This is a genomic window from Pseudomonas sp. DCA-1 (genome assembly GCF_046523955.1).
GTDB lineage: Bacteria > Pseudomonadota > Gammaproteobacteria > Pseudomonadales > Pseudomonadaceae > Aquipseudomonas > Aquipseudomonas putida_Y.
Genome location: NZ_CP169881.1, coordinates 2,012,209 through 2,035,951, shown reverse-complemented (window position 1 = coordinate 2,035,951; position 23,743 = coordinate 2,012,209). Strand labels below are relative to the sequence as shown.

The window sequence follows — 23,743 nt, the reverse complement described above, 5'->3', positions numbered from 1 at the left end:
TCCCACCATGCGCCCAACCTTGTCGGCCTCCCACGTACAAGGTGACCGTCATGATCGACAGCAGAATCAACGCCCAAGGTGTGCAATTCGTAGTAGACCATCTGGCCAACATCCCACGCCCGGACCGCGAAGCGAATCGCTTGATCCGGCAGTGGCTTGCCGGGCAAGGTGTGGATATCGACCCCGATCGCGTCGAGGTGGTCACCCTGCACTACCGGCCGGATGACCAAGGGTATGTGGCAGCGGTCCAGCAGACACAGAGCATGACCCAGGCGCTGCTGGGCAACTGGCAAGGGGAGTCCGATAACAACCTCATTGGCGCGTTGTTCGCCAACCCTTGGGCAGGCACCTTCCCCCAAGGGCCATTGAGGCTGGTCGATCGCCTGCCGGCGCTGGGCTTTGGCCATCAGGGCGCAGCCTTCGAAGTGTACAACGGCCTGTTCCAGCGATCGTCCCCTGCCCGTTACGATGCCTCGACCCACATTCAGGTTCCGGCTGAAACCTTCCAGCGGTTCATCGAAGCACTGGACTTTCACCAGCCGTTCAAAGCCATGCTCGACGCTTACTGGCAGGAGCACCAGGACAGTCACCGCCTGGCCAGCAAGCTCAATTTCATCGCCGCCTGCAACGCCCAGGTCAGCCAGGGGCGCCTGAGCGATGCCGCCAGGGAGCTGGCATGGCAAGCCGCCGGCATGATGCCGCAGCGCTTCAAGATACGGGTCAGCACGCTGAGCATCTATGGCTATGCGGCCACCGACCTGCTGTACATCAATGCCCCCCACAGCGATCTGACCCTGCTGTACATGCCAGGCAACAGCTCGCCCTTGCTCGAATTCGCCAGCGAGAACCTGCTCAAGGACTGGGTAGGCGAGCAGTGCAAGGACCCCGCCCGACGCGAAGCACTCAAACAACACTTCAGGCTCGCCGACCGCCCTCAGGGCCTTGATTTCAGCGGCCTGGACACCGCGCTAGAGGGCCTTGGCGACTACCCGGACCGGCACCGCCTGCCGCCGGAACACGGTTATTTCAACGATGATGGCGTCTGGCCTCCCAGAACCTACGTGAATTACAAACCTGGCAAATACAACCCCAAACTGACCGGGGATATGTTCGCAGCCTTGACCGAGCGCCAGCGCCAGCGCAGCTACGACGATGCCGATTTTGTCATCACCACCGATAGCCAGGTTACCAAAGCCAGATGGCGAGGCTACCTCACCAACACGCTCAACCTGCTGGCGCCACTGTGCCTGGTGGTGCCGGGGCTGGCGCCACTGCTGGCGCTCGGAGGTATTGCCCAGTTGGGCCTGGGCCTGGATCAGGTGATCAATGGCCACAGCCTGAAAGCCAAACAGGATGGGGTTGGCGACATCGCCTGGGGGCTGTTCAACGCCGTACCGCTGGCAACGGAGGGCAGCGCAGGCATCAAGGCCCTGTTCGAGTTCAAAAGCGATGGTTTTGTCATGCCGCGCGAGGTCAACGGGCAACTCGGCTATCCGTTGAGCCCGACCAGTCCACCACGGCTTCCCGAGCCAGAAGGCGCAGAGTACTTCCACAACCACCAGCCGATTACACCACTTGACGAAGGTGACCCGGCTGTTGCCGGCGCGGTGATACGCTTGCCGCACTACGATGGCGAACTGGACGACCTGGAATGCAGCATCGAAACCTACAATGCACGCGTGGTCTATGACCTGGAGCACGACGCATTCATCATCAAGGAATCCGTCAACGAGGTCGAGCCGCAAGCCTACATCGCGGTACCTGGCAGCCGTGACCTTGTGGCGCTCGACAGGCAGCGCCCTGTCACCGACGCCATGCGCACCCGCACCTTGCGCGCGCTGGGTGTGGACCTGCCACTGCCAGTAACCATCCCAACACCGGCCCCGGACAGCGCCCCCATCCCCAAACTTATCTCCAGCCTCTGGGTCGGCGACAAAGTCATTAGCGAGCCATTGCTGGCCAACATTGCCTCCAACGCCGCGCGCCTGAGCGACAGTGAATACAGCATGCGTCTGTTTTTGTCGAAGGCTTCGCCTACCGCCTACGAACAGAACGCAAGCCTGTTGGCAGCCCGGGCGCCAGGGCTGCGGGTATTGCCGCTTGAAGAGCAAGGTTTCTTCCGGGCCTTCCGCCAAAGCCGCTATTACGCACAGTACGATGCAGCACTGGATGGCAACGGTGGCATCGCCACCAATTACGCGTCGGCGACGGATGTGCTGCGCTACCGAATGCTGCACCATGAGGGTGGGCTTTACATGGACGTAGACGATTTCCTGCTACCGGACGGCAAGGGCGAAACGATCGATCAGGTCGAACTGCGCACCCCACCCGATGGGCTGCTGCTGCCACCGCCAATGTCCAACGAGAAAATGAGCATGAATTGCCTGTACAACACCAGCCTCATTGGTAGCCACCCCGGCAACCCGCTGCTGGATGCGATCTCTGATGAAATGCTCGCACGTTACCAGACCCATGCAGACTTCTACGATAGCCGGCCGAGCCTGGAACAGGACCCGAGCGGTTTCTACCGCTATGCCAATACGCTCAGCTACCTCACCGGGCCGGCACTGCTCACCGAAGTGGTCGATCGCCATCTACCCGGGTTGCGGACCCTGCGCCAGATCATAAACCTGCACACCATGCCACGCGTCAACAGCTATCCATTCATCAACCCTTCGCAAGCCAATACAGCCCTGAGGCAACTGCTGCCCCTGAACCGATTCGCCAGCGTCGGCGGCAACCATTCCTGGGTTCGCAACTGAAATGAACAGCGGGTACTGAGCGGGCCCGGCGGCACCTTCAGATCGAGCGGCGCGTGGGCGACGCTCGGTTTCCCAGGCGACGAACCTGCTGCCGAGGCTACCTGCCAGCCCCAGTCAAGGAGCCCGGTAAACCTTGCTCATCAACTCCGCCTCGGCCTGGGTCAGGCCGCAGCTTTGGGTCAACTCATCGATACTCGCCCCCATCCCCACCAGCTTGGCCGCCTGGCTAAAGGTAACGTTGCTCGGGTCGCGCTGTTCCAGGCGCTCCAGCCGGTCTGGCAGGGTGGCCACCGCCTCACGCAGCTCATGGATGGCCTCACCCATACGTACGGTAACGTTCTGGTAGTCATCCAGACGCTTGGCCAAGTCCTTGATACGCTGGTCACGCAGCGCATCGCCCTCCGCCTGCTGCGCAGCCAGCTCGCGCTGGCGCTTGCTGTAGTTGAGGAAAAACCACAGGCTCAGCGCCCATGCCAGTACCAGGAAGATGACAGCAACCTGCAGGATCAACTCAGATGTTCTCCAGCTCGGACCACTCTTCCTCGGTCATCATCTTGTCCAGTTCGACCAGGATCAGCAGCTCGCCATTCTTGTTGCACACGCCCTGAATGAACTTGGCCGACTCTTCGTTACCCACGTTCGGCGCGGTCTCGATTTCGGACTGGCGCAGGTAAACCACTTCGGCCACGCTGTCGACCAGAATGCCGACCACTTGCTTGTCGGCTTCGATGATGACGATACGGGTGTTGTCGGTTACTTCGGTCGGCATCAGGCCAAAACGCTGACGCGTGTCGATCACCGTCACCACGTTACCGCGCAAGTTGATGATGCCCAGCACGTAGCTCGGCGCACCCGGCACCGGGGCGATCTCGGTGTAGCGCAGTACTTCCTGCACCTGCATCACATTGATGCCGTAGGACTCGTTGTCCAGACGGAAGGTAACCCACTGCAGGATCGGATCTTCGGAACCTTGTGCAGACGACTTTTTCATTCCCCTACCCTCAAAATCCGCCGTTGGCGGTATGTTCTGTGTCATTTCTGTTTCGCGTGCATCTGCTTGACCGCGCCGCTGGCGATCAGCTCGGCCAGTGCGGCGACGTCGAGCAGTGCACACATGTGTTCGATTACCGTGCCGGCCAGCCACGGGCGCTGGCCACGCTGGCTGCGCCACTTGATCTCCGACGGGTCCAGGCGCAGCGAGCGGCTGACCTGATGCACCGCCAGCCCCCATTCGTAGCCCTGCACCGAAATCACGTATTGCAGGCCCTGGCGAAAATCATCGCGGTAGCGGTCAGGCATTACCCAACGCGCAGTGTCCAGCACCTTCAGGTTGCCAGCCTGGCAGGTCAGGATGCCGAGGAACCAGTCGGGCTGCCCGAACAGTGGCGTCAGCTCCTGGCCAGCCAGGGTGTAGATCGAGCCCAGGCACACCAACGGCACCGCAAGGGTCAAGCCGGCAACGTCGAACAGCAGGCATTCGAATGGCTCGGCCGCCCATGCCGGACGACCGTCGACAGTGGCCGGCGGTACGGGCAGGTTGGGCGCCGGCAGATGCACATCGACCAGCGGCACAGCCGGTTCCACGGTTTGCTCTTCGACCAGTACCGGAATGCTGGCTTCGGCCACGATCTCCTGCTCGACCACCGTCACCACCGGGGCTTCCACCGGCATCAGGCTCGGCAGTACCGCCAGGCGGGGCTCGGCGAACGGCCGCGGGGCCAGGCTGGCGGCAGCCACGGCGGGCTCAGGCCGGGCCGATTGCCGGGCATCGCGTGCCTGCTCCTCACGCACCGCCTCGGCGAATTCATCCGTCACTGCCGGCGGCTCGCTCAGGTCTTCGGCCTCGGTGGCCTCCTGCAGCAAGCCGTCCAGGTACGATTGCAGGGCCATCTGGGGCCGGGTGCTGGTTTGCCGAGTTTGAGTCATCAGGCCACCTGCACTGCGTTCTTGTAGGTGAGCAGGTGCTTGAGCAGCGCCCTGTAGGCGATCAACCCGCGGCTCTTGCTGTCGAACTGCGAGGGCGTGACGCCCTTGCGACTGGCATCGCGCAAGCGCGTATCCACCGGGATGTAGCCCTGCCATACATGCTGCCCATAGGCATCACGCAGCAGCTTGAGGGTGCCCAGCGACGCCTGGGTACGACGATCGAACAGGGTCGGCACGATCTGGTACGGCAGCGCCTGCTTGCGCGAGCGGTTGACCATGGCCAAGGTGCCAACCATGCGCTCCAGGCCCTTCACCGCGAGGAATTCGGTTTGCACCGGGATCACCAGCTGCTGGCTGGCGGCCAGGGCATTGACCATCAGCACCCCCAGCAAGGGTGGGCTGTCGATCAGGGCATAGTCGAAATCCTGCCACAGCTGCGCCAGACTCTTGGCGATTACCAGGCCCAGGCCATTCTGTCCTGGTGACTGGCGCTCCAGCACCGCCAGCGCGGTACTCGACGGCAGCAGCGAAATGCGCTCATCGCTGGTGGGCAGCAGCAGTTGCCCGGGCAAGCCTTCGGGCACCGCACCCTTGTGCAGGAACAGGTCGTAGCAGCTGTGCTCCAAGGCATCCGGGTTGTGCCCGAAGTAGCTGGTCATCGAGCCGTGCGGGTCGAGGTCGACGACGACCACGCGCTTGCCGGCCTCGGCCAGCAGGCCGGCCAGGGCAATGGTAGTGGTGGTCTTGCCGACGCCACCTTTTTGATTGGCTACTGCCCAGACTCTCATCAAGCAAACTCTATCTATTGATTTGGCAGGGACACTGTAGATACAACTGTCATGCGCAAAACTTCAAAGCTTGCACGCCCCTCAGTGTGAGCGTGCAGGACCGCGAACACCGGCGCAGCCGGTGCCATTCACCGAGTCGCTGGCTTCGCGGGCATGCCCGCTCCCACAGGGTACGGCGGCACATTCAAAATCGTGTTCATATCAGCGACGGGGAATTGACGAATCACTGCCCCGCCACCGTTGCTGGCGTTGCTGGTGCACTTTGTGTGCCAGCCCGGCGCAACGCGGCATCCGGTGTGGCATTGGCACTGCCCGAGCCTGTCAGGCTGCGGCGCACTTCCAGGTTACGGGAAATCACCAGCACAACCCGACGGTTGCGTGCGCGCCCTTCGGCGGTATCGTTGCTGGCCACCGGCTGGTACTCGCCGTAACCCACCGAGGCCATGCGTGCCGGGTTGACACCCTCCATGGCCAGCAGGCGCACGATGCTGGCCGCGCGCGCCGAGGACAACTCCCAGTTGGTGGGGTACTGCGCGGTGCGGATCGGCAGGTTGTCGGTGAAGCCTTCGACGTGCACCGGGTTGGCGAACGGCTTGAGGATGTTGGCCACCTTCTCGATGATCGCAAATGCCTTGTCACTGGGCATCGCATCACCACTGCCAAACAGCAGCGACGAATTGAGCTCGATCTCGATCCACAGTTCGTTGCCGCGCACAGTCATCTGGTCGCTTTTGATCAGGTCGCCAAAGGCATCGCGCACGTCATTGCTGATGGTTTTCAACGGGTCGGCATTGGTCGCCGCCAGGCCCGCTTCGGTCTGCTCGCTGTCTTTGACCAGCGGTTCGGCCGGGCGCACGCTCAGCGGCTGCTCATCGCCAATCGGGATCGGCTTCATGCTGCGCTCGGGGTCGTTGAATACCCCGAGCAAGGCCTGGGAAATAACTTTGTACTTGCCCTCGTTGATCGAGGAAATCGAATACATCACGACGAAAAAGGCGAACAGCAACGTGATGAAGTCGGCGTACGACACCAGCCAGCGCTCGTGGTTTTCGTGTTCCTCGGTATGACGACGGCGACGCATGGGTTACTCCATGAAGCCTTGCAGCTTCAACTCGATCGAGCGCGGGTTTTCACCTTCGGCAATCGACAGCAGGCCTTCGAGCAGCATTTCGCGGTAGCGCGACTGGCGCATGACGATGGCCTTGAGCTTGCTGGCAACCGGCAATAGCACAAGGTTGGCACTGGCCACACCGTAAATGGTGGCGACAAAGGCCACGGCAATGCCATTGCCCAGTTGCGACGGGTCGGCCAGATTGCCCATCACGTGGATAAGGCCCATGACCGCACCGATGATGCCGATGGTCGGCGCATAGCCGCCCATGCTTTCGAATACCTTGGCTGCCTGGATGTCACGGCCTTCCTGGGTAAGGAAGTCGACCTCGAGGATGCTGCGGATGGCTTCCGGCTCTGCGCCGTCCACCAGCAGTTGCAGGCCCTTGCGCGCATACGGGTCGGGCTCGCTGTCAGCTACCCCTTCCAGGCCCAGCAAGCCTTCTTTGCGAGCGGTCAGGCTCCAGTTCACCACGCGGTCGATACCGCCCGCCAGGTCGACCCGCGGTGGAAACAGGATCCAACGTAAAATCTGCAAGGCGCGCTTGAACGACGACAGCGGCGACTGCAACAACGCCGCCGCCAGGGTACCACCCAGCACGATCAGAGCCGCCGGGCCATTGACCAGAGCACCGACATGACCGCCTTCAAGAAAGTTGCCACCGACGATGGCAACGAAAGCCAGGATCAAACCGATCAGGCTGAGGACGTCCATCAGACGCACGCCTCCACCAGGTGCTTGCCAATTTCGTCCAGGCTGTACACGGCATCAGCCAGGTTGGCCTTGACGATGGCCATGGGCATGCCATAAATCACGCAGCTGGCTTCATCCTGGGCCCACACCGTGCTGCCACCCTGCTTGAGCAGGCGCGCGCCTTCACGGCCATCGGCGCCCATGCCGGTAAGCACTACCGACAATACCTTGTCACCATAAGACTTGGCCGCCGAACCGAAGGTGATGTCCACGCAGGGTTTGTAGTTCAGGCGCTCGTCGCCGGGCAGGATCTTCACCGTACCACGGCCATCGATCATCATCTGCTTGCCGCCGGGGGCCAGCAGGGCCAGGCCCGGGCGCAGCATGTCGCCGTCCTCGGCCTCCTTGACGCTGATGCGGCACAGCTTGTCCAGGCGTTCGGCAAACGCTTTGGTGAAGGCCGCCGGCATGTGCTGGATCAACACGATCGGCGCCGGGAAATTGGCCGGCAGTTGGGTCAGTACCCGCTGCAGTGCCACCGGCCCCCCCGTGGAGGTACCGATGGCCACCAGTTTGTAGGGTTTGCGCTTGGGTGCCGGCGACTGCGAGGCTGCCGCTGTCGGGGCCGCTGCACGGGCAGGCGCAGCCGGGCGTGCCTGCGCCTGGCTGGTGAAGGTGCTGGCGGGCGCTGGCGCGGCGACCGGCGCCGTTCTGGCATAGCTGCCGATCCGGCGGTTGCTGCGCGAAATGGTGTGTACCTTCTCGCACAGCAGCTGCTTGACCTTGTCAGGGTTGCGCGAGATGTCCTCGAAGTTTTTCGGCAGGTAGTCCACGGCGCCGGCATCCAGCGCGTCGAGGGTGACACGGGCGCCTTCATGGGTAAGTGACGAGAACATCAACACGGGCGTCGGGCAGCGCTGCATGATGTGCCGCACTGCGGTGATGCCATCCATCATGGGCATTTCGTAGTCCATGGTGATCACATCGGGCTTGAGCGCCAGCGCCTGGTCGATTGCTTCCTTGCCGTTGGTCGCGGTCCCCACGACCTGGATCGTTGGATCCGCCGAGAGGATTTCCGAGACACGGCGGCGGAAGAAACCAGAATCATCCACCACCAGGACCTTGACTGCCATAAACACTCCATTAGGCGGCGCAACCCGCCAGGGCGCGCCACCGAAATCAAATACGCCGCGCGGCGTAACGCTTGAGCATGCTCGGGACGTCGAGAATCAACGCGATGCGACCGTCGCCAGTGATGGTGGCCCCGGACATGCCCGGGGTGCCCTGCAGCATCTTGCCCAGCGGCTTGATGACCACTTCTTCCTGGCCAACCAGTTGGTCGACGACAAAGCCGATGCGCTGGGTGCCGACCGACAGAATCACCACGTGGCCCTCGTGCTGCTCTTCGTGCACCTGGCCCTGGACCAGCCAGCGCTTGAGGTAGAACAGTGGCAGCGCCTTGTCGCGCACGATCACCACTTCCTGCCCGTCGACCACGTTGGTGCGCGACAGGTCGAGGTGGAAGATCTCGTTGACGTTGACCAGCGGGAAGGCAAACGCCTGGTTGCCCAGCATCACCATCAGGGTGGGCATGATCGCCAGGGTCAGCGGCACCTTGATGACGATCTTGGAGCCCTGGCCCTTGGCCGAGAAAATGTTGATCGAGCCGTTGAGCTGGGAGATCTTGGTTTTCACCACGTCCATGCCCACGCCACGCCCGGACACATCGGAAATCTCGGTCTTGGTCGAGAAGCCCGGGGCGAAGATCAGGTTGTAGCAGTCCGACTCGCTCAGGCGCTCGGCAGCGTCCTTGTCCATCAGGCCCTTTTCCACCGCCTTGGCGCGCAGGATGTTGGGGTCCATGCCCTTGCCGTCGTCCGAGATCGACAGCAGGATGTGGTCACCTTCCTGTTCGGCCGACAGTACTACGCGGCCGGTACGCGCCTTGCCAGAAGCTTCACGCTCGTCGGGCATCTCGATACCGTGGTCGACAGCATTGCGCACCAAGTGCACCAACGGGTCGGCCAAGGCTTCTACGAGGTTCTTGTCAAGGTCGGTCTCTTCGCCGACCAGCTCCAGGTTGATCTCTTTCTTCAGCTGGCGCGCCAGGTCACGGACCAGGCGCGGGAAGCGGCCAAAGACTTTCTTGATCGGCTGCATGCGGGTTTTCATCACCGCGGTCTGCAGGTCAGCGGTGACCACGTCGAGGTTGGACACGGCCTTGGACATGGCCTCATCGCCGCTGTTCAGGCCCAGGCGCACCAGGCGGTTACGCACCAGCACCAGTTCGCCGACCATGTTCATGATCTCGTCCAGGCGCGCGGTATCGACGCGCACCGTGGTTTCTGCTTCGCTGGCAGCATGCTTTTCGGCGGCCGGGGCCGGCGCGCGAGGCGCCGCGGCAGGTTTGCTGGCCGGCGAAGGCGCTGGTGCAGCGGCTGGCTTGGCCACCGGCTGGCTTTCGGCCTTGGCGGCAGCCGGCGCTTGCGCCTGGACAGCAGCCGGGGCTTCTACAGCGGCAACATCGCCACCGAACTTGCCCTTGCCGTGCAACTGGTCCAGCAGGGCTTCGAATTCGTGCTCGCTGATTTCATCACTGGCTGCGCTGCTGTCTGGCACGGCAGGCGCTGGTGCCTGGGTGGCTGGCAAGGCATCGACCTGGAAGGTGCCCTTGCCATGCAGTTGGTCGAGCAGCGATTCGAATTCGGCGTCGGTGATTTCATCACTGGTCGCTTCGCTGCTGACGGCAACCGGCGGCGCCGCAACCTCGACACTGAACTGGCCCTTGCCGTGCAACTGGTCGAGCAGCGACTCGAACTCGGCGTCGGTGATTTCATCACCAGCACCGCTGACGGTCTCGCCCTGCATCTGCTCGTCGGCCGCTGCTTGCGCCTTGACCGCATCGAGCGAATCGAGCAACTGCTCGAACTCGCTGTCAGTGATGTCCTGGTGCTGCTCGTCGGCATCGGCCGATGCCGCAACCGCCACGTCGGCAACCGGTGCCGGCGCTGCAACAGCTTCGGCTCCGCCAGGTTCGGCCAGGCGCGCCAACGCCGCCAGCAGCTCGGGGGTGGCCGGCGTCACTTCGGAACGCTCGCGCACCTGGCCAAACATGCTGTTCACTGTATCCAGTGCCTCGAGCACCACATCCATCAGTTCCGCATCGACCCGGCGCTCACCTTTGCGCAGGACGTCGAACACGTTCTCGGCGATATGGCAGCACTCCACCAGCTCGTTCAGCTGAAGGAAGCCGGCGCCCCCTTTTACAGTGTGGAAACCGCGAAAGATCGCATTGAGCAGGTCGGCATCGTCAGGTCGGCTTTCCAGCTCGACCAGTTGCTCGGACAATTGCTCAAGAATTTCGCCGGCTTCTACCAGGAAATCCTGGAGGATTTCTTCATCGGCGCCGAAGCTCATCAAACGTGCTCCTTAAAAACCAAGGCTGGACAGCAGATCATCGACATCGTCCTGACCGGACACGACGTCTTCACGCTTATCGGCATGAATCTGCGGACCTTCACCCCGAGTCGGATGTTTTTCTCGATCTTTTTCTGCACGCAATTGATCGTGATCATGGTTTATACCGGCAAAGCGGTCGACCTGGCTGGCCATCAGCACCAGCTTGAGCAGATTGCTCTCCACCTCGGTCACCAGTGTGGTGACGCGTTTGATCACCTGGCCGGTCAGGTCCTGATAGTCCTGGGCCAGCAAAATGTCATTGAGGTGCCCGGCAACCTTTCGGTTACCCTCGGCGCTGTGCGTCAGGAAACTGTCGACTCGCTTGACCAGATCACGAAATTCCGGCGCAGCCACTTCGCGGCGCATGAAACGCTGCCAGTCGGTACTCAGGGCCTTGGCCTCGCTGGCCAGTTCATTGAGCACCGGCGTGCTTTCCTCGACCAGATCCATGGTGCGGTTGGCCGCGCCCTCGGTGAGCTTGACCACATAGGACAGGCGCTCGGTGGCGTCGGTAATCTGCGACACCTCTTCTGCCTGCGGCATGGTGGGGTCGATCTGGAAACTGACGATGGCACTGTGCAGCTCGCGAGTCAGCTTGCCGACTTCCTGATACAGGCCGCGGTCGCGGGTCTGGTTCAGCTCGTGAATCAGCTGCACCGCCTCGCCGAAACGGCCCCGTTCCAGGCTTTCGACCAACTCCTGGGCATGCTTCTTCAGGGTCGATTCGAACTCGCCCAAAGACGTTTGTGATGAATCCATGACGCGCCCCCCGTAACGTGACTCAGCCGTTGACGCGTTCGAAGATCTTCTCGATCTTCTCTTTGAGCACCTGAGCGGTGAACGGCTTGACCACATAACCATTGACGCCGGCCTGGGCCGCTTCAATGATCTGGTCGCGCTTGGCTTCAGCAGTCACCATCAGTACCGGCATGCTTTTCAGCTTGTCACTGGCACGCACTTTACGCAGCAGGTCGATGCCGGACATGCCCGGCATGTTCCAGTCGGTTACCAGGAAGTCGTAGTGACCGTTCTCCAGCATTGGCAACGCCGTGGTGCCGTCATCGGCTTCCTCGGTGTTGGTGAAACCCAGGTCACGCAACAGGTTCTTGATGATCCGCCGCATCGTCGAAAAGTCGTCAACGATGAGGATTTTCATGTTCTTGTCCAATTAGACCTCCAAGCAGTCTCAAACGCGCTCGGCCTACCGAGCACGCACTCATTCAATTCGGTACAACGTGGAAAACGACTGCAACGACAGCGGGCTCAACGCGCCCGCCATTCCCCCAGGCGGCTACGCAGGCGCGCGGCACACTGGCTGTGCAACTGGCTGACCCGCGACTCGCTGACACCCAGCACCTCACCGATTTCCTTGAGATTCAGCTCTTCGTCGTAGTACAGCGCCAGCACCAGGCGCTCACGTTCCGGCAGGTTGGCGATAGCCTCGGTCAGGGCAGCCTGGAAGCGGTCCTCTTCCAGCCCCCGCGCAGGTTCGACCTGGCCACTGGCGCCATCCTCATGCAGCCCTTCGTGCTCACCGTCCTGCAACAGGTCGTCGAAGCTGAACAGGCGGCTGCCCAGGGTATCGTTCAAAATCCCGTAGTAATCATCGAGACTCAATTGGAGTTCGGCAGCAACTTCATGATCTTTAGCGTCACGGCCTGTTCTGGCTTCAACCGCACGCATCGCGTCACTGACCATACGGGTGTTTCGGTGTACCGAACGCGGCGCCCAGTCACCTTTGCGTACTTCGTCCAGCATGGCCCCGCGGATGCGGATGCCAGCATAGGTTTCAAAGCTGGCGCCCTTGCTGGCGTCGTATTTGTTAGCCACTTCCAGCAGCCCGATCATGCCGGCCTGGATCAGGTCTTCGACCTGCACGTTGGCCGGCAAGCGCGCCAGCAGGTGGTAGGCGATGCGCTTGACCAGCGGGGCGTAGCGTTCGATCAGCTCGTACTGGGCGTCCTTCGACGCCCGGCTGTACATCTTGAAACCGCTGGCGTTCATAGCACGGGCCCCGCGCTGGTGGGTTGCACCAAGCGCTCGACAAAGAACTCCAGATGGCCGCGCGGGTTGGCCGGTAGCGGCCAGCTATCGACCTTCTGGGCAATCGCCTTGAAAGCCAGCGCACACTTGGAGCGAGGGAAGGCTTCGTAGACGGCACGCTGCTTCTGTACCGCCTTGCGCACGCATTCGTCGTACGGCACGGCACCCACGTACTGCAGGGCAACGTCAAGGAAGCGGTCGGTGACCTTGGTCAGCTTGGCAAACAGGTTGCGCCCTTCCTGCGGGCTCTGCGCCATGTTGGCCAACACACGGAAACGGTTCATGCCGTAGTCACGATTGAGCAGCTTGATCAACGCGTAGGCATCAGTAATCGAAGTAGGTTCATCACACACCACCAACAGCACTTCCTGGGCGGCGCGAACGAAGCTGACCACCGAGTCACCGATACCCGCAGCGGTATCGATCACCAACACATCGAGGTTGTCGCCGATTTCGCTGAACGCCTGGATCAGCCCGGCGTGCTGGGCTGGGGCCAGGTGCACCATGCTCTGGGTGCCCGAGGCTGCCGGCACGATGCGCACACCGCCAGGGCCCTGCAGCATCACGTCACGCAGTTCGCAACGCCCTTCAATGACATCGGCGAGAGTACGTTTGGGGGCAAGGCCCAGCAACACGTCGACATTGGCCAGGCCCAGGTCGGCGTCCAGCAGCATGACCCTGCGGCCAAGCTCGGCCAGCGCCAGGGACAAGTTCACTGAAACGTTAGTCTTGCCGACGCCACCTTTGCCGCCGGTCACGGCGATCACCTGTACGGGATGCATGCTACCCATGTCTGTTCTTTACCTTGTCTCGCTGGGACTCAGGCCACACGTAGGGCAATTCTGCGTGCCCTTTGGCATAGCTACTTTGCACACGCTTCATGGTCAACCCGCTCGCCGTGGGTTGTGATAGAGATCAGCGAACATGTCGGCCATGGCCTCTTCGCTGGGCTCGTCCTGCTGCTGCACATTCACCGCGCGCGAAACCAACTGGTGGCCCCGCGGCAAGTGCAAGTCGTCAGGAATGCGTGGCCCATCGGTAAGATAGGCCACTGGCAGTTCATGACTGATGGCAAGACTCAACACATCGCCAAGGCTTGCCGTTTCATCGAGCTTGGTCAGGATGCAGCCGGCCAGGCCACAGCGTTTGTAGCTGTGGTAGGCGGCGGTCAGCACCTGCTTCTGGCTGGTGGTGGCCAGCACCAGATAGTTCTTCGCGGCAATGCCACGCCCGGCCAAGGTTTCCAGTTGCATGCGCAGCGCAGGGTCGCTGGCCTGCAGGCCGGCAGTATCGATCAGCACCACGCGCTTGCGCAGCAGCGGCTCCAGCGCTGCTGCCAGCGACTGGCCCGGGTCGACGTACGTCACCGGCACGTTGAGGATGCGGCCCAGGGTCTTGAGCTGCTCCTGGGCGCCGATACGGAAGCTGTCCATGCTCACCAGCGCCAGATTCTGCGCGCCGTACTTGAGCACGTAGCGCGCGGCCAGCTTGGCCAGGGTGGTGGTCTTGCCCATACCCGCCGGGCCGACCACGGCGATCACGCCGCCCTCTTCGATCGGCTCGATTTCAGGTATTTCGATCATCCGCGCCAAGTGAGCCAGCAGCATGCGCCAGGCCTGGCGCGGCTCTTCGATCTCGGCGGTCAGGTCCAGCAGCTCGCGGGCGATCGGCCCCGACAGGCCGATGCGTTGCAGGCGGCGCCAAAGGTTGGCCTGCTGCGGCTTGCTGCCCTGCAGCTGATTCCAGGCCAGCGAACCGAGTTGCACTTCCAGCAACTCGCGCAGGCCCGACAGCTCGGAACGCATGGCATCGAACAGGCGCGGATCAACCGGTGCAGCAGCCGGTGCGGCAGCAGCCTCGGGGGCCTCGACATGCGGCTCGATCAACGGTTCGGCAGCGGTCAAAGATTGCCCGGCGAACAATTGGCGGTTGTTGTCGCTGCTGTCCTGACGGTGGTCCAGCTCGGCCTGGGCACTGGCAATGCGCGTATGGGTCTTGCGCAGTTCTTCTTCCAGCTCGGCGTTGGGCACACGCGGGGCCAGGGCGGACAGCTTGTAGTCCAGCGCGGCCGTCAGTTCGACACCACCGGCAATGCGGCGGTTGCCAATGATCGCGGCATCGGCGCCCAGCTCGTCACGGACCAGCTTCATGGCCTGACGCATATCGGCGGCGAAAAATCGCTTAACTTGCATTATCCCCTACCTCAGCCGTTAGGGCCCACTGTGGCAACGATGGTGACTTGCTTGTTGTCAGGTATTTCCTGATACGCCAGAACATGCAAATTCGGTACAGCCAGGCGACCGAAACGCGACAACATGGCGCGGATCGGGCCGGCGACCAACAGGATGGCCGGCTGACCCTGCATTTCCTGGCGCTGGGCCGCCTCGATCAGCGAACGTTGCAGCTTCTCGGCCATGCTAGGTTCCAGAAGAACACCATCTTCCTGACCCTGCCCGGCCCTTTGCAGACTATTCAGCAAAATCTGTTCCAACCTTGGCTCCAGGGTAATCACTGGCAGCTCCGACTCAACGCCGACAATGCTTTGCACGATGGCACGACACAATCCGACGCGCACTGCCGCCACCAGTGCGGCGGTATCTTGACTCTTGCCGGCGTTGTTCGCGATGGCCTCGGCAATACTGCGAATATCGCGCACTGGCACCTGTTCAGACAACAGTGCTTGCAGCACCTTGAGCAGCCCCGACAAGGAAATGACACCCGGCACCAGCTCTTCTGCAAGTTTAGGCGATGCCTTGGCAAGTACTTGCAGCAGTTGCTGAACCTCTTCGTGACCGATCAGCTCGTGGCAATGTTTCTGCAGGATCTGGTTGAGGTGGGTGGCCACCACGGTGCTGGCATCGACCACGGTGTAGCCCAGCGACTGCGCCTGGGAACGCTGGCCAACATCGATCCACACCGCCTCCAGGCCAAACGCCGGATCGCGCGCGGCAATACCGTTGAGGGTGCCGAACACCTGCCCCGGGTTGATCGCCAGTTCGCGGTCCGGATAGATCTCCGCCTCGGCCAGAATCACCCCCATCAGGGTCAGGCGATAGGCGCTGGGTTGCAGGTCGAGGTTGTCACGAATGTGCACGGTGGGCATCAGGAAACCCAGGTCCTGCGACAGCTTCTTGCGCACGCCCTTGATCCGCGCCAGCAACTGGCCACCCTGGTTGCGATCGACCAGCGGGATCAGCCGATAGCCAACCTCCAGGCCGATCATGTCGATGGGGGTGACGTCATCCCAACCCAGTTCCTTGGTTTCCAGCGCGCGTTGTGGCGAGGGCAGCAGGTCCTGCTGGCGCTGCGCCTCTTCCAGGGCTTTGACCTTGGCCTGCTGCTGTTTCTTCCACACCAGGTAGGCGCCCCCACCGGCCAGCAGGCCGAGACTGAGGAACGCCACGTGCGGCATGCCCGGCACCAGTCCCATGACGATCATCAACCCGCCAGACACAGCCAGGGCCTTGGGCGAATCGAACATCTGCCGATTGATCAGCTTGCCCATGTCCTCGGAGCCCGACGCGCGGGTTACCATGATCGCGGCGGCGGTGGACAGCAGCAGTGATGGCAATTGCGCCACCAAACCGTCACCGATGGTCAGCAAGGCGTACACCTTGCCGGCCTCCGTGAAACTCATGCCGTGCTGCATCATGCCGATCAATATGCCGCCGATCAGGTTGATGAACAGGATCAGCAAGCCGGCGATGGCATCACCGCGCACGAACTTGCTGGCACCGTCCATCGAACCGTAGAACTCGGCCTCCTGCGCAACCTCGGCACGGCGGTGCTTGGCCTGGGCCTGATCGATCAGGCCGGCATTGAGGTCGGCGTCGATGGCCATCTGCTTGCCGGGCATGGCGTCGAGGGTGAAACGCGCACTCACTTCCGAGATACGCCCGGCCCCCTTGGTCACCACCACGAAGTTGATGATCATGAGGATGGCGAACACGACGGCACCGACCACGTAGTTACCGCCGATCACCACCTCACCGAAGGCCTGGATCACTTTACCGGCAGCGCCGTGGCCCTCCTGGCCATGCAGCATGACCACACGGGTGGACGCCACGTTCAGGGCCAGGCGCAACAACGTGGCCACCAGCAGGATGGTGGGGAACGCGGCAAAGTCGAGCGGACGCAGGGCGTATACACACACCAGCAGCACCACGATCGACAGGGCGATGTTGAAGGTGAAGAACACGTCGAGCAGGAACGGCGGTATCGGCAACATCATCATTGCCAACATCACCAGCAGCAACAGCGGCACACCCAGGTTGCCCCGGCCGAGCCCGGCCAGGTTGTTACGGGCGTTGCTGATTAACTGAGTGCGATCCACCGCGAGTCCTCTTGATGCAAAACTTTGACGCCCAGGGGGCGCCTGCGGCTGGCATTGCAAGAAGCTTTCCAACTTTGGCAGACACCCACACGAAAAGATGAACCGGGCGAGCACCACCGCGTTGACGGGTGGCTCATGAGCAGGCAATCACCAAGAAAAACGAGACCTCCCGCCCAATCGCCTCTACGGCAATGGCCCAAGGCTTAAGCTCTTGGAAAGCCACGGAGAGGGTGGCGCCACGACAAAAAAATCTGAGCGACTTGATCATGCAAAAGCTCACGGTTTCTATGCGGATGTAGAGAGCCAATGACTACTCAAAGGCATGAACATCATGCCAACTGCTCGATGGTAGCTCTAGTGAGTCTGTGATACCTTCGCCAGCGCTTTTGACTACATCGCTAGACCCGGAGAACATGGTGGCGAACTCTCTCGATAGCTTTATCGTTCCTGACAAACATCGCCATAAAACCGCGATGGATTATGTAGTCGAGTCGCTACGCGAAGGCATACTTTCTGGCGCAATAGCTGAAGGTACGGCTTTGCGCCAAGAAGAGCTAGCCTCAAAATTCGGTTTGAGTCGAATGCCGATAAGGGACGCCATAAGGCAGTTGGAAGCCGAAGGGCTTGTTACCTACGAAGTCCATAAAGGAGCCTCTGTAGCGATCATGACGATTGAGGACATTGTCGAGATCTATGATATGCGGATAATGGCAGAATGCACCGCCTTGGACTTTGGTTTTGACAACATCGTAGAAAATGATCTGGCGCAGATGTACGAACTCATATCTGCCATGGAGCATGCCACCGACCCGCACCACCTTAGCGAACTCAATGAAAAGTTCCATCACTTTCTTTATTCAAAAGCAAAGCGCCCCAGGTTACTTGCATTGATTAAGTCCCTTCATGACTCGGTGGATCGCCATCTTCGTTTTTTGTTGACAAATCTCGACTACCACAAGAAATCACAACAGGATCATAAAAACATTTTGAGCGCTTGCGCTCAGGGTGATCGCGAAGCCGCCAAGCACTTTTTAGCCGAGCACCTTGCCGAGGGACGAGATGCAATCGTTACGTTTCTTGAGACACGGCGTCGACAGGATATGTCATAAACGATCTTTCGATGCTGATGAGAGCGCATATTCGACTAGCGCTCCTACCAACTTCGGCGGGGGGTAACCGGAGCACTCAAACATCTTCGGGTACATACTGGCACTCGTAAATCCGGGCAAGGTGTTGACCTCATTGAGAATGATTGCACCCTCTTCTGTCAAGAAAAAATCCACCCTGGCGTACCCCTTCAGATCAAGGCATCTAAATGCCTGAACAGATAAATCCTGAATGCGCGCGACAATGTCAGGTGGCAATAAGCTTGGCACACGAAGACCTGTCACACTGTTGGAATCATATTTCGCCTGATAATCGTAATAGGTGTGCTCTTCCTTTTTGAGTATTTCACCCACCACCGAGGCCATCAAGCCCTCCTCAAGTTCGAGCACACCACACTCTATCTCTCTACCACAGATTTCAGCCTCCACCAGCACCTTTGTGTCCTCTCGTGCTGCAATAGCAAATGCCGCAGCATATTCTAAGGCGTTGGAGACCCTAGACACACCAATCGATGAGCCCGAAGTGGCGGGCTTTACGAAGAGCGTGCTGCTACCCAGGCACTCAACCAGCTCTTCCCAAGGACGCATGGAATTCATGGCCAGCCAAGGCCCCACAACTAGCCCGGAAGACTGGACCATTCTCTTCGTGACATCCTTATCCATGGACATTGCCGAACCTAGCACCCCGGAGCCCACACAAGGCAAACCGCACATCGCTGCCAATCCTTGAATCGTTCCATCCTCCCCCCACCGACCATGCAGTACCGGGAAAAGCAAGTCGATCCCAATCTCGACCGTGTCGCTCCCTTGGATTGTGTATGAGAGCGAGGGATGTCCTGGACGAATTGAAAGCAACGGAGCCGACCGGTCAACCGCACCTGGGAACTGGCACGGCTCTCCTTGATACCTCCAGTTGCCCTCACGATCTATCCCCACACAGTGCACCCTGTGACCGAGAGCCATCAGCGCCGCGTGGATTGTAGCAGCGGAGCGGAGCGCCACTGAATGCTCTGAACTCCTCCCCCCAAAAACCAGTGCGATCACATTTTGTTTCATTTCGATAGACCTCAGCCGGGCAATTTTGGCTACTGTATCCAATATCCAAAAAAAATAACAACGGCATTTGCCTACCCGCGAATACGGTAGCGGCGGCGACGGTGAACGGTGGGTGGAAATTGGCCAGCAGGGCCGGCCTCTTCGCGGGTGAACCCGCTCCTACGACGGCCTGCGCCCAACCACCGACCTGTGTCCACCACCGTGGTAGGAGCGGGTTTACCCGCGAATACGGTGGCGGCGGCAACGGTGAACGGGGGTGGAAATTGGCCAGCAGGGCCGGCCTCTTCGCGGGTGAACCCGCTCCTACGACGCCTGTGCCCAACCACCGACCTGTGTCCACCACCGTGGTAGGAGCGGGTTTACCCGCGAATACGGTAGCGGCGGCAACGGTGAACGGCGGGTGGAAATTGGCCAGCAGGACCGGCCCTTTCGCGGGTAAACCCGCTCCTACACGACGGCCTGCGCCCAACCACCGACATGTGTCCACCACCGTGTAGGAACGGGCCCGCCCGCGAAAGGGCCTGAAGCCGTGACACAAGGTCAACTGTCACGCCGCAAATCCGGCGGGATCGGCAGGTCGTCTTTCAGCGGCTCCGGCCGCTTGCCCTTGCCAGCCCGGTACTGCCGGATCTGGAACACATACGCCAGCACCTGCGCCACCGCCAGATACAGCCCCGCCGGGATCTCCTGCTCAAGTTCGGTGGAGTAATAGATCGCCCGCGCCAGCGCCGGCGACTCGAGGATTTGGATGTTGTGCTCCACGCCAATTTCACGAATCTTCAACGCCATGAAATCGCTACCCTTGGCCAGCAGCAACGGCGCCGCACCGCCCTTCTCCGGGTCGTACTGCAAAGCCACCGCATAATGCGTCGGGTTGGTGATGATCACGTCGGCATCCGGCACCGCTGCCATCATGCGCCGCTGCGACACCTCGCGCTGCAGTTGGCGAATACGTTGCTTGACTTCGGGCTTGCCCTCGCTGTCCTTGTACTCGTCGCGCACTTCCTGCTTGGTCATCTTCATTTTCTTCTGCGTCTGGTACAGCTGGAACGGTACATCTGCTGCGGCAATCAGCAACAGCCCGGCTGACATCCACAAGGCACTCCAGCCCACCACCTGCAAGCTGTGGATGATCGCCTGCTCCAGCGGCTCATTGGCAATCGACAGCAAGGCCTGGCGGTCGCTGGACAGCACCAGCACCGCCACCACCAGAATCACGAAGAATTTGGCCAGCGCCTTGAGCAATTCAGTCAGGGCCTGCATCGAGAACATGCGCTTGATCCCCGACAGCGGGTTCATGCGGCTGAATTTGGGCTGCAGCAAGCTGCCCGAGAACAAGAAGCCGCTAAGCGCGATGGGCGCCACGAAGGAAATCACGAACAGCAGGATCAGCACCGGCTGCACCGCCCAGATGGCCATCTTGCCCGAGGCCAGCAGGAAGGCCCCCATCGCCCGCTCGTCGACGATGATGTCGCGGGTCAGACTGAAGTTCATACGCATCAACGCCAACAGTGTTTCGGCCAAGTGACCACCGAATGCCAGCAAGCCACCGGCACCCGCCAGGGTCACCGCCACTGTGTTCAGCTCCTTGGAACGGGCGACCTCGCCCTTCTCGCGGGCGTCGCGCTTGCGCTTCTCAGTGGGGTCTTCTGTCTTGTCCTGACCGCTCTCGCTTTCCGCCATGCTCAGCGCACCCTCGCCAGCTCACGCAGCCATTGCAGCGTTTCGCTGGCCAATGCCTGATAGTGGGACAGTACATCGGCCAGGCCGACCCAGAAGATGAACATGCCCATGACCAGGGTCAGCGGGAAGCCGATGGAGAAAATGTTCAGCTGCGGCGCGGCGCGGGTCATTACGCCAAAGGCAATGTTCACCACCAGCAGCGCAGCGATCACCGGCAGAATCAACAGCAGGCCAGCACCGAACACCCAGCCCATGCGCCCGGCCAGCTCCCAGAAGTGGTTGACCACCAGCGCACTCCCCACAGGCAGGGTGGTAAAACTTTCGGTCAGCACCTCGAACACCACCAAGTGGCCGTTCATCAGCAGGAACAGCACACTCACCAGCATGGTCATGAACTGGCTGATTACGGTGACGTTGACACCATTGGCGGGGTCGACCATCGAGGCGAACGCCATGCCCATCTGTACCGCGACGATTTGCCCGGCCACCACGAAAGCCTGAAACAGCAACTGCAAGGCCAGGCCAAACAGCGCACCGATGATGATCTGCTCGGCGCACAGCAGCATACCGCGCAGGCTTAACGGGTCGAACTCGGGCAACGGCGGCAATGCCGGCACGATCACCACAGTAACTGCCACCGCCACGTACAGGCGAATCCGCGCCGGCAACATGCGGGTACCGAAGATCGGCATGGTCATCAGCACAGCAGTCACCCTGAACAACGGCAGGATGAAGGTGGCGACCCAGGTGCCAATCTGCGTGTCGGTCAGCTCCAGCATCGCCGCGTCAACCAATGAGCTGCGGGATGTTGGTGTAAAGGGTGGTGAAGTACTCCATGAACTTCTGCACCAGCCACGGCCCGGCGACGATCAGCGTGATCAGCATCACCAGCAGGCGCGGCAAAAAGCTCAAGGTCTGTTCGTTGATCTGCGTGGCAGCCTGGAACATTGCCACCACCAGGCCCACCAACAGGCTCGGCACCACCAGCACGGCGACCATGAGGGTGGTCAGCCACAGGGCATCACGAAACAGGTCGACAGCTACTTCAGGTGTCATCGGCGGCTCTCCTTGACGGCGTCAGACGCCGCCGAAACTGCTGGCCAGAGTGCCCATGATCAACGCCCAGCCATCGACCAGCACGAACAGCATGATCTTGAACGGCAGCGAAATGATCAGCGGCGACAGCATCATCATACCCATGGCCATCAGCACACTGGCCACGACCATGTCGATGATCAGGAACGGGATGAAGATCATGAAACCGATCTGGAACGCCGTCTTCAGCTCGGAAGTGACGAACGCCGGCACCAGGATCGTCAGCGGCACCTGGTCGGGGCCGGCGATGTCGGTACGCTTGGACAGGCGCATGAACAGGTCGAGGTCGCTTTGCCGGGTTTGCGCCAGCATGAAGTCCTTGAGCGGCCCCTGGGCCTTGTCGATAGCCTGCTGGGCAGTCATCTGCTCCTTCAGGTACGGCTGTAGCGCGTCCTGGTTCACCCGATCGAACACCGGGGCCATGATGAACATGGTCAGGAACAGCGCCATGCCGGTCAACAGCTGGTTGGACGGTGTCTGCTGCAGGCCCAGGGCCTGGCGCAGGATCGAGAACACGATGATGATGCGGGTAAAGCTGGTCATCAGGATGACGAACGCCGGGATGAAGCTCAGCGCGGTCATGATCAGCAGGATTTGCAGGCTGACCGAATATTCCTGCTGCCCGTCCGGGGTGTTGGACAGGGTGATGGCCGGGATCGACAGCGGGTCGGCGGCCAGGGCCAGCGGCGCAGCCAGCAGCAGCGCCAGAGTCAACAACGTACGCAGCGCGCCGCTCATCACTTGTTGTCCTTAGGGTCCTTGCCCATCAGCTCCATCAGCCGCTGGGCAAACTCCGGCGTCGCCTGACGGACGCTTGCCGGCACTTCCACGGGTTCGGCCAGTACGTGCAGGGCCTCGATACTGCCGGGGGTATGGCCGATCAGGATCTGCTCCTTGCCCACCTGCACCAGCAGCAGGCGGTCACGCGGGCCGATGGCACGACTGCCGACGATCTCGATCACCTGCCCACCCTTCACTGCGGTGCTCTGCAGGCGCCGCAGCAGCCAGGCCAGGAAGAAGATCAGGCCCACCACCAGTAGCAGGCCCAAGACCATCTGCGCCAGCTGCCCGCCGAGACTGCCAGGTTGAGCCGCCGGGGTGGCTGCTGGCGTGGCCGCCGCCAGGCAGGCGTGGCTGGCGAACAGCACCGCTGCCGCAGCGATGGCGCGCATCGTGCCCTTCACTCAGCGCAGCTTCTTGATACGTTCGCTGGGGCTGATCACGTCGGTCAGGCGAATGCCGAACTTTTCGTTGACCACAACCACTTCGCCATGGGCGATCAGCGTGCCGTTGACCAGCACGTCGAGCGGCTCGCCGGCCAGGCGGTCGAGCTCGATCACCGAGCCCTGGTTGAGCTGCAGCAAGTTGCGGATGTTGATCTCGGTACTGCCCACCTCCATGGAAATGTTCACCGGGATGTCCAGGATCACGTCCAGGTTCGGGCCTTCGAGGCTGACATTTTCGTTCGGCTTCGGCGAGCTGGCGAATTCTTCCATCGGCAGGCGGCCAGGGCCGCTGCTGCTGCCGGTGTCCCCGCCCAGCAGTGCATCGATGTCGGCCTGCCCGGCTGAACCGGTTTCTTCCAACGCTGCGGCCCACTCATCGGCCAGCGCCTGGTCCTCTGGGGAGGTGATCTCGTTTTCGTTAGCCATGATTTCCTCGACAGGCATTCAATTCGTTGTAAGCGA

General features: G+C 61.2%; 23 protein-coding genes. 2 read left to right on the top strand and 21 right to left on the bottom strand.

Translation table 11 applies throughout. The features are described from left to right. Positions 1–50: 50 nt before the first annotated feature. Positions 51–2,762: a dermonecrotic toxin domain-containing protein gene (locus ACE4QZ_RS09765; RefSeq protein ID WP_103462220.1), complete on the top strand. Its 2,712-nt coding sequence runs from the start codon at positions 51–53 to the stop codon at positions 2,760–2,762. Between the two features lie 114 nt (positions 2,763–2,876). On the opposite strand, the gene ACE4QZ_RS09760 is transcribed toward ACE4QZ_RS09765, so the two are convergent. The 14 genes from ACE4QZ_RS09760 to flhA all read right to left on the bottom strand — a co-directional run bounded on the left by ACE4QZ_RS09760 (position 2,877) and on the right by flhA (position 17,115). Continuing rightward, positions 2,877–3,272, bottom strand: coding sequence for a DUF2802 domain-containing protein (locus tag ACE4QZ_RS09760; protein WP_103462219.1), 396 nt, complete (start codon positions 3,270–3,272; stop codon positions 2,877–2,879). Between the two features lies 1 nt (position 3,273). After that, positions 3,274–3,753: a chemotaxis protein CheW gene (locus ACE4QZ_RS09755; protein WP_003254393.1), complete on the bottom strand. Its 480-nt coding sequence runs from the start codon at positions 3,751–3,753 to the stop codon at positions 3,274–3,276. Positions 3,754–3,794: 41 nt separating this feature from the next. Then, positions 3,795–4,688 carry a CheW domain-containing protein gene (locus tag ACE4QZ_RS09750; RefSeq protein WP_021785201.1) on the bottom strand — a complete coding sequence of 298 codons (894 nt, stop codon included), beginning with the start codon at positions 4,686–4,688 and terminating at the stop codon, positions 3,795–3,797. After that, a complete protein-coding gene (locus tag ACE4QZ_RS09745; protein ID WP_021785200.1) occupies positions 4,688–5,476 on the bottom strand; it encodes a ParA family protein in 789 nt (262 codons plus the stop codon). Before ACE4QZ_RS09745 ends, ACE4QZ_RS09750 begins: the two co-directional genes overlap by 1 nt. Before the next feature lie 223 nt (positions 5,477–5,699). Next, entirely contained in the window at positions 5,700–6,557 is an 858-nt protein-coding gene (gene motD, locus ACE4QZ_RS09740; protein WP_103462218.1) for a flagellar motor protein MotD, read from the bottom strand. Between the two features lie 3 nt (positions 6,558–6,560). Further along, entirely contained in the window at positions 6,561–7,301 is a 741-nt protein-coding gene (locus ACE4QZ_RS09735) for a flagellar motor protein (RefSeq protein ID WP_003254399.1), read from the bottom strand. After that, positions 7,301–8,413: a chemotaxis response regulator protein-glutamate methylesterase gene (locus ACE4QZ_RS09730; RefSeq protein ID WP_021785198.1), complete on the bottom strand. Its 1,113-nt coding sequence runs from the start codon at positions 8,411–8,413 to the stop codon at positions 7,301–7,303. The genes ACE4QZ_RS09735 and ACE4QZ_RS09730 overlap by 1 nt, the downstream gene beginning before the upstream one ends. Before the next feature lie 46 nt (positions 8,414–8,459). Then, positions 8,460–10,697, bottom strand: coding sequence for a chemotaxis protein CheA (locus ACE4QZ_RS09725; protein ID WP_103462217.1), 2,238 nt, complete (start codon positions 10,695–10,697; stop codon positions 8,460–8,462). A 12-nt stretch (positions 10,698–10,709) separates the two neighbouring features. Next, positions 10,710–11,498 carry a protein phosphatase CheZ gene (locus tag ACE4QZ_RS09720; protein ID WP_021785196.1) on the bottom strand — a complete coding sequence of 263 codons (789 nt, stop codon included), beginning with the start codon at positions 11,496–11,498 and terminating at the stop codon, positions 10,710–10,712. Positions 11,499–11,520: 22 nt separating this feature from the next. After that, on the bottom strand, positions 11,521–11,895 hold the full coding sequence (locus ACE4QZ_RS09715) for a chemotaxis response regulator CheY (RefSeq protein ID WP_023663319.1): 375 nt from the start codon (positions 11,893–11,895) through the stop codon (positions 11,521–11,523). A 107-nt stretch (positions 11,896–12,002) separates the two neighbouring features. Next, complete coding sequence (gene fliA, locus ACE4QZ_RS09710) at positions 12,003–12,743, bottom strand: RNA polymerase sigma factor FliA (protein ID WP_021785194.1); 741 nt, start codon at positions 12,741–12,743, stop codon at positions 12,003–12,005. Continuing rightward, entirely contained in the window at positions 12,740–13,573 is an 834-nt protein-coding gene (gene fleN, locus ACE4QZ_RS09705) for a flagellar synthesis regulator FleN (RefSeq protein WP_021785193.1), read from the bottom strand. Before fleN ends, fliA begins: the two co-directional genes overlap by 4 nt. A gap of 93 nt (positions 13,574–13,666) precedes the next feature. Next, on the bottom strand, positions 13,667–14,974 hold the full coding sequence (flhF, locus tag ACE4QZ_RS09700) for a flagellar biosynthesis protein FlhF (protein WP_103462216.1): 1,308 nt from the start codon (positions 14,972–14,974) through the stop codon (positions 13,667–13,669). A gap of 11 nt (positions 14,975–14,985) precedes the next feature. After that, entirely contained in the window at positions 14,986–17,115 is a 2,130-nt protein-coding gene (gene flhA / locus ACE4QZ_RS09695) for a flagellar biosynthesis protein FlhA (protein WP_021785191.1), read from the bottom strand. A gap of 413 nt (positions 17,116–17,528) precedes the next feature. Here flhA and ACE4QZ_RS09690 point away from each other — a divergent pair, with 413 nt between their 5' ends. Further along, entirely contained in the window at positions 17,529–18,224 is a 696-nt protein-coding gene (locus ACE4QZ_RS09690; RefSeq protein WP_103462215.1) for a GntR family transcriptional regulator, read from the top strand. On the opposite strand, the gene ACE4QZ_RS09685 is transcribed toward ACE4QZ_RS09690, so the two are convergent. The 7 genes from ACE4QZ_RS09685 to fliN all read right to left on the bottom strand — a co-directional run bounded on the left by ACE4QZ_RS09685 (position 18,219) and on the right by fliN (position 23,707). Further along, entirely contained in the window at positions 18,219–19,277 is a 1,059-nt protein-coding gene (locus ACE4QZ_RS09685) for a D-alanine--D-alanine ligase family protein (RefSeq protein ID WP_103462214.1), read from the bottom strand. The genes ACE4QZ_RS09690 and ACE4QZ_RS09685 overlap by 6 nt on opposite strands. Positions 19,278–19,817: 540 nt before the next feature. Continuing rightward, complete coding sequence (flhB, locus tag ACE4QZ_RS09680) at positions 19,818–20,960, bottom strand: flagellar biosynthesis protein FlhB (protein ID WP_103462213.1); 1,143 nt, start codon at positions 20,958–20,960, stop codon at positions 19,818–19,820. Positions 20,961–20,962: 2 nt separating this feature from the next. Beyond that, a complete protein-coding gene (fliR, locus tag ACE4QZ_RS09675) occupies positions 20,963–21,739 on the bottom strand; it encodes a flagellar biosynthetic protein FliR (RefSeq protein ID WP_103462212.1) in 777 nt (258 codons plus the stop codon). Positions 21,740–21,746: 7 nt separating this feature from the next. Continuing rightward, entirely contained in the window at positions 21,747–22,016 is a 270-nt protein-coding gene (fliQ, locus tag ACE4QZ_RS09670) for a flagellar biosynthesis protein FliQ (RefSeq protein WP_103462211.1), read from the bottom strand. Between the two features lie 21 nt (positions 22,017–22,037). Beyond that, complete coding sequence (gene fliP, locus ACE4QZ_RS09665; RefSeq protein WP_003254415.1) at positions 22,038–22,793, bottom strand: flagellar type III secretion system pore protein FliP; 756 nt, start codon at positions 22,791–22,793, stop codon at positions 22,038–22,040. Beyond that, entirely contained in the window at positions 22,793–23,227 is a 435-nt protein-coding gene (gene fliO / locus ACE4QZ_RS09660; protein WP_050545952.1) for a flagellar biosynthetic protein FliO, read from the bottom strand. The genes fliP and fliO overlap by 1 nt, the downstream gene beginning before the upstream one ends. Before the next feature lie 12 nt (positions 23,228–23,239). Then, positions 23,240–23,707 carry a flagellar motor switch protein FliN gene (fliN, locus tag ACE4QZ_RS09655; protein WP_029615633.1) on the bottom strand — a complete coding sequence of 156 codons (468 nt, stop codon included), beginning with the start codon at positions 23,705–23,707 and terminating at the stop codon, positions 23,240–23,242. Positions 23,708–23,743 lie beyond the last annotated feature (36 nt).